The sequence below is a fragment of the Clostridium sp. AM58-1XD genome, assembly GCF_003464085.1.
Lineage (GTDB): Bacteria > Bacillota > Clostridia > Lachnospirales > Lachnospiraceae > Lachnoclostridium_A.
The window spans coordinates 1-13,120 of the sequence record NZ_QSDR01000023.1; the positions used below are offsets into that span (position 1 = coordinate 1).

Annotated in this window: 10 protein-coding genes and 3 pseudogenes; all 13 read left to right on the forward strand. The window is 48.2% G+C overall.

Annotated features, from left to right (window positions below):
- Positions 1 to 291 precede the first annotated feature (291 nt).
- Positions 292 to 1,389: a MupG family TIM beta-alpha barrel fold protein gene (locus DXA13_RS14130; RefSeq protein WP_118245284.1), complete on the forward strand. Its 1,098-nt coding sequence runs from the start codon at positions 292 to 294 to the stop codon at positions 1,387 to 1,389.
- An 84-nt stretch (positions 1,390 to 1,473) separates the two neighbouring features.
- Positions 1,474 to 3,393, forward strand: a complete 1,920-nt coding sequence (locus tag DXA13_RS14135) for a BglG family transcription antiterminator (RefSeq protein ID WP_118245286.1) — start codon at positions 1,474 to 1,476, stop codon at positions 3,391 to 3,393.
- Between the two features lie 136 nt (positions 3,394 to 3,529).
- Positions 3,530 to 3,868, forward strand: a complete 339-nt coding sequence (locus tag DXA13_RS14140; RefSeq protein ID WP_118245288.1) for a PTS lactose/cellobiose transporter subunit IIA — start codon at positions 3,530 to 3,532, stop codon at positions 3,866 to 3,868.
- 13 nt (positions 3,869 to 3,881) lie between these two features.
- Positions 3,882 to 4,202, forward strand: a complete 321-nt coding sequence (locus DXA13_RS14145) for a PTS sugar transporter subunit IIB (RefSeq protein ID WP_118245290.1) — start codon at positions 3,882 to 3,884, stop codon at positions 4,200 to 4,202.
- A gap of 176 nt (positions 4,203 to 4,378) precedes the next feature.
- Positions 4,379 to 5,478 (forward strand): annotated as a pseudogene (locus DXA13_RS14150) (PTS transporter subunit EIIC).
- A gap of 160 nt (positions 5,479 to 5,638) precedes the next feature.
- Positions 5,639 to 6,163, forward strand: coding sequence for a GrdB-related putative oxidoreductase (locus tag DXA13_RS14155; RefSeq protein WP_118245292.1), 525 nt, complete (start codon positions 5,639 to 5,641; stop codon positions 6,161 to 6,163).
- A gap of 39 nt (positions 6,164 to 6,202) precedes the next feature.
- Positions 6,203 to 7,131: pseudogene (locus tag DXA13_RS14160) on the forward strand (N(4)-(beta-N-acetylglucosaminyl)-L-asparaginase).
- A gap of 8 nt (positions 7,132 to 7,139) precedes the next feature.
- Positions 7,140 to 8,264 carry a Sapep family Mn(2+)-dependent dipeptidase gene (locus DXA13_RS14165; RefSeq protein ID WP_118245294.1) on the forward strand — a complete coding sequence of 375 codons (1,125 nt, stop codon included), beginning with the start codon at positions 7,140 to 7,142 and terminating at the stop codon, positions 8,262 to 8,264.
- Between the two features lie 230 nt (positions 8,265 to 8,494).
- A complete protein-coding gene (locus DXA13_RS14170) occupies positions 8,495 to 9,106 on the forward strand; it encodes a copper homeostasis protein CutC (protein ID WP_347559874.1) in 612 nt (203 codons plus the stop codon).
- Between the two features lie 6 nt (positions 9,107 to 9,112).
- A pseudogene (locus tag DXA13_RS14175) lies at positions 9,113 to 9,983 on the forward strand (YitT family protein).
- 631 nt (positions 9,984 to 10,614) lie between these two features.
- Positions 10,615 to 11,469: a transporter substrate-binding domain-containing protein gene (locus DXA13_RS14180; RefSeq protein ID WP_118245296.1), complete on the forward strand. Its 855-nt coding sequence runs from the start codon at positions 10,615 to 10,617 to the stop codon at positions 11,467 to 11,469.
- A gap of 215 nt (positions 11,470 to 11,684) precedes the next feature.
- Complete coding sequence (locus tag DXA13_RS14185) at positions 11,685 to 12,365, forward strand: amino acid ABC transporter permease (protein ID WP_118245298.1); 681 nt, start codon at positions 11,685 to 11,687, stop codon at positions 12,363 to 12,365.
- Positions 12,355 to 13,086, forward strand: a complete 732-nt coding sequence (locus tag DXA13_RS14190) for an amino acid ABC transporter ATP-binding protein (protein WP_118245300.1) — start codon at positions 12,355 to 12,357, stop codon at positions 13,084 to 13,086. Before DXA13_RS14185 ends, DXA13_RS14190 begins: the two co-directional genes overlap by 11 nt.
- Positions 13,087 to 13,120: the final 34 nt, after the last annotated feature.

A 13,120-nucleotide genomic window follows, 5' to 3' on the forward strand; every position in this document is an offset into this window, starting at 1 on the left:
ATTATAGTAGATATCTAGAATCTTTACGTTAAAAACCTGATAATTCAGGCTAAATTTTAAAGACCAGTGGAATTTAGTCCCGCACTGGAATTTACTTTTTCAATTCAGCGGGCGGATTGTAAAGAAAAGGGAAATGTGGTACAATGCCGCTATACGCATCGGATGTAGAAAGCAGTTTTCTTTTCCTAGCTGTTAGGAAAAAAGTTGCCCTCCATTTGTACCATAAACGGTTATAGTAGACAGTAAGAAACTGTAAACGTAAAGAAATATAATTCAGGAGGGGAATTTATTATGGCAAGACTTGGCATTTCAATTTATCCGGAGCAGTCAAAACTGGAAGAGGACATCGTTTATATCAAAAAGGCGGGCAGTTATGGATTCAAGAGAATCTTTACCTGCCTTTTGAGCGCAGAGGGAAAAGCGAGGGAAGAAGTAACGGAAGAATTCCGGCTGCGTTCGGATGCGGCTCATGAATCGGGAATGGAGATCATAGCGGACGTAAGCCCGGCCGTTTTTGAAAAAATGGGTATTTCTTATGAAGACCTGTCTGTTTTCCATGAGATGCACCTGGACGGAATCCGCCTGGACGAAGGATTTGACGGTATGAAAGAGAGCCTGATGACGTATAACCCTCAGGGGCTGAAGGTGGAGCTGAATGCCAGCACACAGCTGGTTTATGTAGAAAATGTCATGGATCATCATCCCGACAGGAGCAGGCTGATTACATGCCACAACTTCTATCCGCAGAAATACAGCGGAATCAGCCTCGCTCATTTTAACAAATGTAATGATAAAATGAAGTCTCTCGGGCTCCCTGTTGCGGCATTCATATCCAGCGGCAATCCGTCTGCATACGGCCCATGGCCGGTAAATGAAGGATTGTGCACGCTGGAGATGCATCGCGGCCTTCCCGTCGATTTCCAGGCCCGCCACCTCTTTGCCACGGGCACTACAGACGACGTGATTATCGCAAATGCATATGCGTTTGATGAGGAACTGGCAGCATGTGCCGCTGTCAATCCGTCTATTCTGACATTCGGGATTGAGCTGGAAAAGGAATTGACGCCAACAGAGGCTGCAATACTGGATTATGAGCCGAAGCATGTGGTCAGAGGAGATATGAGCGAGTATATGGTCCGCTCAACATGGCCGAGAGTGACCTTTGCGGCGGAGTCCGTACCGGCTGCCAATACGAGGGATCTGAAGCGGGGAGATGTGGTAATTCTGAACGACGGTTATTCCAAATATAAGGGCGAACTTCACATCGTTCTGAAGGAAATGCCGAATGACGGAAGGAAGAATGTAATCGGCCATATCCCTGATTATGAGAAGGTACTGCTCAATTACATCGAACCTTGGAAAGTTTTTGCCTTTACCAGGATCAGATAAATCCGGGGACGTAACTGTGCATGGCATCCCGTATTTCGGCCGCCGTGAACAGCTTATTCAATAAATGAAGTAAGGAGAATGGCTTTGCAGAACAAAAGACAGGAACAATTACTCGCCATATTGGCGGCGAGACAGGATTTTATGACCAGCCGTCAGCTGGCAGGGCTCCTGCAGGTGTCCGACCGCACTATCCGGTCGGATGTGGACGCTATTAATAAAAAAATGACGCCTCCGCCTATAGAATCGAATGTGCGACAGGGATACAGGATAAATCCGGAGGCCAGGATACAGCCGGAGGAAAAGGAGGCTGGGGGAGAGGACGATATTCCACAGACGCCGGGAGGCAGATGTATTTATATGATACAAAAGCTTCTGTTTGAGGTGAAGGAACTGAACCTGACCATGCTCCAGAGCCAGATTTACGTCAGTGGTTATTCCATTGACAACGATTTGAAGAGAATCCGGAAGATGCTGGAGCCATATTCCAATTTAAAGCTTGTCAGAAATAAGGAATGCATTTCCTTAAAGGGCGATGAGGCCAGCAAACGGAGGTTTTACCGTGATCTGCTGGTAGCGGAGGTGCAGGAAAATTTCCTGAATCTGAACATACTGGCCCATTTATACAGCAGTTTTGACCTGATCGAAGTGAAGGACATTTTTGTGGACGTTCTGGAGGAGTATGACTATTCCATCCATGAGTCCCTCTTTCCCATGCTGATCCTACATGCGGGAACCAGTATCGAGAGGATGAACTGTGCCAATTATATCAACATGGACGACAAAAAACAGGGGCTGGAAGAGACCATAGAATACCAGATTTCCCAGACGTTTTTCGACCGCATATCGAAACGGCTTCACATCCAGGTCCGGGAAGGAGAAGTGGGCATGTTCGCCCTCGTCATCATGGGACGGAGAGCTTCCAACTACACCAGCGATTTCGTGAATTTCAATGGGAAATGGCTGAATACGAAGAAGCTGGTTATGGAAGCGCTGGAACAGGTATATGGGTTGTTCGGCCTGGATTTCAGACAGGACGGAGACCTGATCGCAGGGCTCAAGATGCATATTCACGGCCTGATTGACCGCGTAAAGAACGGCGTGAGCCTGGAAGATATCTTTCAGGAAGAGATTAAGCGGAAATATCCCCTCGTATTTGAAATGGGGATTTACGTTGTGGAATTTCTGGAAAAACAGCTTTCCGTCAGAATTTCTGAAGTGGAAAGCGGTTTTATCGCCCTGCACCTGGGAGCGGCCAGTGAGCGGATGAACGCGGTGCGAAAGTACCGCGCTGTTATGATTCTGCCTCATAACCAGTCGTTTTCAGGCATGTGTGAAAAAAAGATATCGGATATGTTCAGAGAGCGGATGGAAATTGTGGGTACGTTCAGCTATTTTGAAGAAGAGGCTGTCATGGACCTGGATCCTGATCTCATCCTCTGTTCCTTTCCGATTGAACACCATCTGGATATGCCGACCGTGGATATCAAGCTGTTCGTGGATTCGGAGACGGAATCCAATATCCTGCAGGCGATCAACCGGCTGGACAAGAAGAGTTTTCAGCTGGAATTTGCTTCCCATATCGGCAATCTGATCAGGAAGGAATACTATTATGAAGAGCTGGACTGCGCTTCGCCACAGGAGGTGATCCACCGGCTCTGTTCGGACCTGGAACGTGGTGGGATTGTGGAACCGGAGTTTCAGCAGGTAGTGCTCAAGCGGGAAGAGATGTCCCCCACATCATTTATGAACGCGTTTGCAATCCCCCACGCATTCGGCGCTTTTGCCAGGAATTCCACGATTGCCGTAGCCCAGCTGAAGAACCCGATCAAATGGGGAGGATTTGACGTCCGTCTCGTCATGCTCTTTGCGATCAACGAAGGGGATCAGAGGATGATTAAGATTTTCTTTGACTGGGTATCGAATATTATTGCGCGCCCGAATGAGCTGGCAGAACTCAGCACACCCTGTAGCTATGATGCGTTTATTGACAGGATCATGGGGTGAATTTCCTAGCAGTTAGGAAATCCCATTACGGAAAAAAACTGAATAACCGCCTTATAATAAAGGCAACTTAATAAGAAATGCAGCAGCCGGCCGGCTTGTTGCATTTTCTCTTTCAAAAATTCAAGGAGGTAGCAAAATGTCAGAAGAATTAGAGATGGCCTGCTTTCAGATTATTTCCAGCGTAGGAACTGCACGGTCCAGTTATATCGAAGCCATCCACAAAGCGAAAGAAGGGGATTTCGAAGGTGCAAAAGCTTGTATAGAGGCAGGCCAGAAAGAATTTCTCACAGGCCATGAAGCTCATTTCGGGTTGATTCAGAAAGAGTCGGAGGGAGAGGCAGTCGGCGGATATCTGCTCCTGATCCATGCAGAGGACCAGCTGATGAGCGCTGAAAGCTTTAAAATTATCGCTCAGGAAATGATTGAGAATTATAAAAGAATCGCAGAACTCGAAAAAAAATTGGAAAGAAATTAGGGGGAGAAAGATTATGAAAAGAGTATATTTATTTTGCAGCGCAGGGATGTCCACAAGTATGCTGGCCAGCAAAATGCAGAAGGCAGCCAATGAGCACGGCCTTCCGATCGAAGTAGAGGCATTTCCGGACGGAAAGATCGGCCAGATCATCGATGAGCGTCATCCGGACGTCATCCTTCTCGGGCCGCAGGTCAAATTCCGCTTCAATGAAATCGCAGAGAAGTACGCAGACACAGGAATCCCGATTCAGGTGATCGATCAGGGCGACTACGGCATGATGAACGGCGAAAAAGTCTTAAAAACAGCCATTAAACTCATGAAAGCAGCGAAATAAAGAATAGTGACGCGTTTCCCGCCTGTTTTATGGAGCGAGGAACGGCCAACGGGCAAATAAAAATTATGGGGGAAAGTAAAATGTTAAGTAAATTAGAATCCGTATTAATGCCGCTTGCGGAAAAGATCGGTAAAAATAAATATCTGATAGCGATCAGAGACGGCTTCATGTTATCCATGCCGCTGCTGATCGTAGGTTCCTTTTTCCTGCTGATAGCAAACTTTCCAATACCGGGATGGACAGAGTTCTGGAGCCGCATTTTCGGCGAGAACTGGGCCGCTTATTTCTCAAAACCGACGGACGCTACCTTCACCATCATGGCAATTCTGGCGGTGATCGGAATCGGCTATTATTTTTCAGAGCAGATGAACGTCGATAAGATATTCGGCGCGGCGATTTCACTTGTCTGCTGGTTCCTGATCATGCCTTATGAGATCATTGAAAACAACGCAAAAGTAACAGGAATTCCCCTTGGATGGGTAGGATCAAAAGGTATCTTCGTAGGATCATCTGCGCCTTCCTGTGCGTACATATCTACGCATGGGTGGACAAAAAGGGATGGGTAATCAAAATGCCGGAAGGAGTTCCTCCAACCGTAGAAAAATCCTTCGCAGCCCTGATTCCGGCAGGTGTGGCAGTTCTGATCTTCTTTGTTATCAACATTATTTTTGCCATGACGCCTTACGAAAACGCATTCAATTTTATCTTTACCATCCTGCAGACACCGCTTTTAAAGCTGGGCAACACGCTGCCGGCCATGGTTGTTGCTTATATCTTCCTGCACCTGTTCTGGTTCTTTGGCGTGAACGGCGGTTCCGTTGTAGCAGCCGTGTTCAACCCGATCCTTCAGACGCTGTCGGCTGAGAATCTTCAGGCTTTTCAGGCAGGCGCTCCGCTTCCGAACATTATTTCCCAGCAGTTCCAGGATCTGTTCGCCACATTCGGAGGCTGCGGCTCCACCTTGTCCCTGCTGATCGCCATGCTTCTGTTCTGCCGTTCCAAACGAATCAAAGAGCTTGGCAAGCTGGCATTTATTCCAGGCATATTCGGTATCAATGAACCGATCGTATTCGGCCTTCCAATTGTGCTGAATCCGATGATCCTGATCCCGTTCATGCTGGTTCCTACAATCAATATCGTAATTTCTTACATCTGTATGAGTATCGGTCTCGTTCCGCTGTGCAGCGGCGTAGCGATCCATGGACCATGCCGGTCGTACTGTCCGGATTCCTGGCAACGGGCTGGCAGGGCGCCGTACTTCAGCTTCTGCTGCTGATCCTCGGCGTTTTCATATATATGCCTTTCATCAAAATGATGGATCGGCAGTATCTGACAGATGAAGCAAAAGCAATTGCAAAAGAAGATGACGACGATATTTCCCTTGACGACTTATCATTTGACGACCTGTAAAAGGCGTCTGCACGGAGGTAGAAGTGATGAAGATCATAATGATATTTGACCAGATCCAGTCTGGTCTTGGCACAAAGGATGACACCATGGTTCCGCTGACAGGGAAAAAAGATCCTATTGGTCCGGCGGTCATGATGGAACCGTTTTTAAAGGAAGTGGGCGGTCATGTCATCGCCAGCCTGTGCTGCGGCAACGGCACCTATCTTGCCGATCCCGATGAGGTAAGCAGAAAATTCTGTGCCATGGTAAAGAAGCTGAATCCTGATGTGGTCATCTGCGGGCCTGCTTTCAATTATGCGGATTATGCCGCCATGTGCGCACGTGTTGCGGCAGATATTAACAGCACGACGGATGTGAAGGCATTTGCCGCCATGTCAGAGGAAAATGCGGATACGATCAGGGAATATAAAGACAAGGTCGCAATCGTGAAGACGCCGAAAAAAGGCGGACTCGGACTCAATGATGCGCTTAAAAACATGTGCAGCCTGGCAAAAGCACTCGCCGACGGCAGCAGCACGGAAGAACTGGAGCAGAAAGTCTGCTTTCGATAGGAGGAATTGCCGATGTGGGGCATGATTGCAACATGGCGAATGGCTGTGGAAGGAATTACAAAAGGAGCGGAGCTTCTGGAACATGGGGGAAATGCCGGCGATGCTGTTGAGACGGCGATCCGGGAAGTTGAGGATTTTCCTTATTACAAATCAGTCGGTTACGGCGGGCTGCCAAATGAAGAGATGGAAGTAGAGCTGGATGCAGCTTATATGGACGGGGATACCCTGGACATCGGGGCCGTGGCGGCATTAAAAGATTTTGCAAACCCTGTTTCCATCGCAAGAAGCTGAGCCGTGAAAAGGTAAATAATCTGCTGGTGGCGGAAGGGGCAGAAAAATTCGCCCACAAAGAGGGCTTTGAACGGAAAAATATGCTGACCGACCGCGCGAAGGCTCATTACCGGAAACGTGTAAAAGAAATTAAGGAACAGGAGTTGAAACCTTATTCTGGTCATGATACAGTAGGTATGGTATGCCTGGATCAGAGCGGAAAAATGACGGCAGCCACGTCTACAAGCGGGTTGTTTATGAAGAAAAAAGGGCGCGTCGGCGATTCTCCGATCTCAGGTTCCGGCTTTTATGCGGACAGTAAAAAGGGAGCAGCCAGCGCCACAGGCCTGGGTGAAGACCTGATGAAGGGCTGTATTTCATATGAAATCGTCCGTCTGATGGGCGAAGGCATGCATCCTCAGGAAGCGTGTGAGACGGCAGTTAACCGCCTGGATGCGGAATTGAAGGAGAGAAGAGGCACTGCAGGCGACCTGTCGCTGATCGCCATGAACAAAAAGGGCGAGTGGGGAGTGGCTACGAATATAGAAGGTTTTTCCTTCGCCGTCGTCACAGAAGACAGGAAACCGACCGTCTATCTCGTAACAAGAGGCGAAGACGGGCACTGCATCTTTGAAGAAGCATCCCAGGAGTGGATGGAGAATTACATGAAGACGCGTATGGCTCCGATCGAAGAATGAGGTACGGTATGCCGGAAAATTTAGAGGATATAATTTTAAAAAAGGCCGGAGAATTGAAACGTCCCATGATTGAAAGCATCAAAGCGCTTGTGCAGATTGACAGCACAAAAACAGAGAAAGAACCGGATGCACCATTCGGACAGGGAGTGAAGAAAGCGCTGTTAAAGGCGCTTTCTATCAGTGAAGAGCTGGGATTTACCACAGTCAATCTGGATAATTACATCGGCTATGCACAGTATGGCGAAGGCGATGATTACATCTGCGCTATCGGCCATGTAGACGTGGTGCCGGCAGGGCAGGGATGGAAGCAGCCGCCCTTTGACGGATATGAAGAAGACGGCGTCCTGTACGGCCGCGGAGTCCTGGACAATAAGGGGCCGGTTATGGCCTGCCTTTATGGACTGGCGGCGCTGAAGGAGCTTGGAATTCAGCTGAACAGGCCGGTGAGAATTATCTTCGGATGTGATGAAGAATCGGGCTTTCAGGATTTGACCTACTATCTTAAGAAGGAAAAGCCGCCTGTATACGGTTTTACGCCGGACTGTAAATATCCGGTCGTATACAGTGAACGTGGCAGAGCCGTCATTCATGTGGTGGGAGAGAAAGAACGCCTGGCACCGTTTTTCGAGTTTGTCAATATGTATTTTATCGGTGCGAAGAATAACGGGGACAGGCTGGGAATCGATTACTTCCATCCGGAATACGGCACCATGGAGATGAGAGGATATAAGCTGGCTGAGGAAGAAGGCCGCGTGGTGTTTGAAGTGGTATTCAGCTATCCGGCTGGTATCACGGCAAAGGAAATTTTGAAGAAAATAAGTGTGCCGGCTGAGAAGCATGGGCTGAAAACGGAGCTGGTTCTCAATTACGATCCTGTTGTGTTTGAGAAGGACAGCCCCATGGTAAGAGCACTTCAGGACAGCTTCGAGGCCGTTGTCTCAATGGACGGTACGCCTGTCACCACGACGGGCGGAACGTATGCCAAGGCCATGCCGAATATCGTACCCTTCGGACCGAGTTTTCCGGGACAGAAGGGAATCGGACACAATCCAAACGAGTGGATGAGTGGGGACGATCTGGAGACGAATGGAAAGATATATGCGCTTGCGTTATATAAACTGGCGCAGCTTTAAAGGGATATTTTCAGCGTCTGACGCGATATCGGGGCTGAAAGCCGCCAAGGTTTAAGAATTACGGCCGCCGCGAAATAATCGATTAAGAAAAGAGGAATGGAAATCATGTTAGAGGTATGCTGCGGAAGTTATTATGATGCACTGCAGGCCGCCGGAGGCGGCGCGAAACGGATTGAGCTGAACAGCGGCTTTTCCTGGGAGGCCTGACGCCGTCGCTGGCGAGTCTGGAGCTGGTAAAGGAATCATGCGGGATCAGGGTAATTGCAATGGTCCGCCCGCGGGGAGCCGGATTCTGCTACGGCCCGGAAGATTTTCTGGTAATAGAAAGAGACTGCAGGCTGCTAGTGGAACATGGCGCCGACGGAATCGCTTTCGGCTGCCTGAACTCCAGTGCGTCTGTAGACGAAGAGCAGAACAGAAGGCTGATTTCCATTATTCATGAGCACGGAAAAGAAGCCGTATTTCACCGGGCGTTCGACTGTACGGACAGCCCGTTTGAAACGATAGAAAAGCTGATTCATATGGGAGTAGACCGCGTTTTAACCAGTGGATTAAAGCCCACGGCGATGGAAGGGCTCGTCATGATTAAAGAGCTCCAGAGGCGGTATGGAAATGAAATCGAGATTCTGGCCGGAAGCGGCGTGAATGCTTCAAATGCCAGGAAGATTATGGAAGAAACAGGAATTTCTCAGGTACACAGTTCCTGCAAGGAATGGAAAATGGATCTGACGACAGCGGCCGGCGACGTAAATTACAGCTACGCATCTTCTCCCAATGAGCTGTGTTACGATGCCGTATCAGCTGAACTGGTGAGAAAGCTTCTGGCTTCCATAGGAGAATGACGGATTATGATTGCAAAGTATAAAAATTATGCGGTGTTCCGCAGAATGGTCACGGTTCTGGCTGTGACTGCGTCGGCACTTCTGCAGACATATGTCATCAGGCGTTTATAAGCCGGCCAATCTTTTGTCCAGCGGCTTTACGGGTGTGGCGATTCTCATTGACAAGATCGCTTCCCTGTACGGAGGGAATTTCTCTACGTCCCTTGGAATGCTGGCATTAAATATTCCGGTTGCCCTTCTGTGCAGCAGGAGCATTGGAAAATGGTTTACCTTTTATTCTATGCTGCAGGTATTTCTGGCCAGCTTTTTTCTGAAAGTATTTCATTTTCAGCCGCTGTTCAACGACGTGTTGCTGGATGTCGTGTTCGGAGGCTTTCTGTACGGGCTTTCCATTGCTATCGCGCTGCGGGGAAACGCCTCCACAGGAGGTACGGATTTCATCGCCCTCTATGTGTCGAATAAAACGGGAAAATCCATATGGGAATATGTATTTGCCGGCAACGTGGTGATTCTATGCATATTCGGAGCGATGTTCGGATGGCTTTACGCCGGATATTCCATTCTGTTCCAGTTCGTTTCTACCAAGGCGATTTCAGCCTTTCATCACCGCTATGAACGGGTGACGCTGCAGATTACCACGTCCAGGGCAGAGCCGATTATTCGGGAATACGTCAGCCGTTACCGTCATGGGATTTCCTGTGTAAATGCAGTGGGCGGCTACAGCCACAAAGAGATGTTCCTTCTTCACACAGTCGTGTCTTCTTATGAGGTCGGAGATATTGTCCGCCTGATGAGAGAGGTGGACCGCCATGTGATTGTAAATATGATTAAGACGGAAAACTTTTACGGGGGATTTTATAGAGAACCTATGGAATAAAAAGAATCCTGTTCGCGGGATTCTCCCATGCGGCGGGTCGCTTCAGCGGCATCATCCTTACCGCCGCAGTGCGGTCCCTGCGGAGCCTTTTTATTTTACAGGACGAATTTTTCTGTATAATAAAAAGTAAAATGGCCGGTTAGGGGAACCGGCCATTTCAAGGAGAAGGTATTTCGTTTTTTATGGGGTGTAGCAAAAACTATATAATGTATTGGGGGGGTTTACGTTAATTATAGTATCATAGATACGAAAATAAGTGTGCACAAAAATTAAAAAATATCAGCACAGACTTTATGAATTTTGACAATAGATGACATAGCGTTACTGTTCACTCCGTTCCCAGTAACGCGCTATGCGATGCACAGAAACGGCAAAAAACGTCGTTTCGCGCCGCAGTCCTCGGGTTTTCTGTGACTTCCGCTACGCTCCACTCACAAAAAACACTTCGCGGGATATTACCGGTGAACAGTAGCGATATAGCTACAGCTTTTTGACTGTGGTTATCACAGTAAGTTGACTTTAATGGGTGAATATGGTATACTGAACGGGTGGTTTGCGCCACAGCAGTCAAAGAGGACATCACAAGGCAGTGCTGTCCTTTTTTGCAATATATATAAGAGGAGGAAATAACATGAAAAAATTAGCAGCACTGACAATGGCGGCATTGATGGCTGTATCCGTAGCAGGATGCGGTTCCAGTAAAACGGAAGAGACGACGCCGGCAGAGACAAAGACAGAGTCCGCGGCAGAATCCAAGGATGCAGCGGAGACGGAAGCGAAAGCCGACGCAGAAGAGGCAGAGGCAGACGGCGAAAAGAAGGTCTATCAGATTGCAACTGATACGACATTTGCTCCGTTTGAGTTCGAGAATGAAAAGGGAGAGATGGTCGGCATTGACCTGGATTTATTAAAAGCAATTGCAGAAGACCAGGGATTTGAATATGAGCTTCAGGTTGTCGGATTCAACGCGGCAGTAACTTCTCTGGAAGCAGGAGAATCTGACGCCGTAATCGCAGGTATGTCCATTACGCCGCAGAGACAGGAAAAATACGATTTCTCCGAACCATATTTTGAATCAGGCGTAGGTTGTGCAGTTCTGGCAGATTCTGATATCGATGATTATGATGACTTAAAGGGCCAGCAGGTTGCTGCAAAGACGGGTACAGAAGGATGTAAATTCGCGAAATCCATCGCTGACCAGTATGGCTTTACAGTAGCAGAGTTTGATTCTTCCTCTAATATGTATCAGGACGTTCTGACTGGAACATCTGCAGCATGCTTCGAAGACTACCCTGTTATGGGCTATGAAATCACAAGAGGAGTTGAATTAAAGCTTCTGGACAAGCTGGAATCCAAGAATTCCTACGGCCTCGGCGTTATGAAGGGTGAGAACGGCGAGCTCGTTGAAATGTTCAATGCAGGACTGAAAAACCTTCAGGACAGCGGTAAGTACGACGAAATCGTCAATACTTACATTACAAAATAATAATCCTTAATCCCGGTTACGGGACAGGCCGTGAAGCTGCTCTGCGGCGAGGAATACCGGTATTCGGACATTCCCGCCTCACGGCAGCTTCAGGACCGATTGGATGCAGATGGAAAGAAAAGCGCCGCTCTTCTTGGAGAGTCAAGAGATTTGTATGCGCCCCTTTTCTTTTTACCTGCAGCCACACTAAAATTTCAAAAGATAGGATGAGAAGAATGGAAGTAATCAACGTATTAGTACAATATTTTCCTCTGTTTTTACAGGCCCTGGGCATGACGATGAAGCTGACGATCGTATCCCTGCTCTGTGCGACGGTACTGGGCGTCATATTCGGATTGTTCAAGGTATCCGGAAAGACTCCGCTCAAAGTGATTGCCGATATCTATATTGATATCATCAGGGGAACGCCTTTAATGGTGCAGACCATGATTGTTTATTACGGACTGGCACAGCTTCTTCGGCCTTACGGATTTGCCTGGAAGAATATCGGCGGCACGTTTACGGCGGGCGTTGTGACATTGAGTCTGAATGCAGGGGCGTATATGGCGGAAATTATCCGAGGAGGAATAGAGGCTGTTGACAAAGGGCAGATGGAGGCGGCCAGAAGCCTTGGACTGCCTTACGGAAAGTCCATGAGAAAGGTAATACTCCCCCAGGCGTTCCGCACCATGATGCCGTCGATTATCAACCAGTTCATTATTTCCCTCAAGGATACTTCCCTGATTTCCATTATCGGATTAAATGAGCTGACAAAGCGCGGCAATATCATAGCGGCTAATTCGGCTTCCAGAGTAATGGCGATCTGGCTTTGCGTCGCTCTGTTCTATTTGGTCGTCTGTACAACCTTGTCGAAGGTGGCGAAAGTTGTGGAGAGGAGAGTGTCCTATGGCAAGTAAAATTATCGTAAAGAATCTGAAAAAGAATTTTGGAAATCTGGAAGTGCTGAAAGACATCAACATTGATGTGGAAGAGGGGGAAGTGGTCTGTCTGATCGGCCCATCCGGTTCTGGAAAGAGTACATTTCTCCGCTGCTTAAACCGTCTGGAGTCGATTACAAGCGGCGTGGTGACCGTAGACGGAAATCTGATGTCCGATAAAAAGATCAATATTAATAAGGTGAGAGAAAATATCGGAATGGTATTTCAGCACTTTAACCTGTTTCCTCATCTGACGGTTTTAGACAACATTATGCTGGCTCCTGTAGAGCTGAAAAAGATGAAAAAAGACGAGGCAAGAGCAAAGGGAATTCAGCTTTTAAAGCGTGTTGGACTGGACGACAAGGCGGATGCCTATCCGGGGCAGCTTTCCGGCGGGCAGAAGCAGCGTGTGGCGATTGCAAGATCCCTTGCGATGAATCCTGACATCATGCTTTTCGATGAGCCTACGAGCGCGCTGGACCCTGAGATGGTCGGCGAGGTTCTGGAGGTTATGAAACAGCTGGCTGCAGACGGCATGACCATGATGGTGGTTACTCATGAGATGGGATTTGCAAGAGAGGTGGCGGACCGCGTGATCTTCATGGATGGAGGATATATCGTGGAAGAGGGGACGCCGGAAGAAGTGTTCAGCCATCCTAAGGAAGAGAGGACCATCAGCTTCCTGAATAAGGTTCTGTAATCGTTTCCCCTGTGTTATGTTTTTTTGAAAAGGA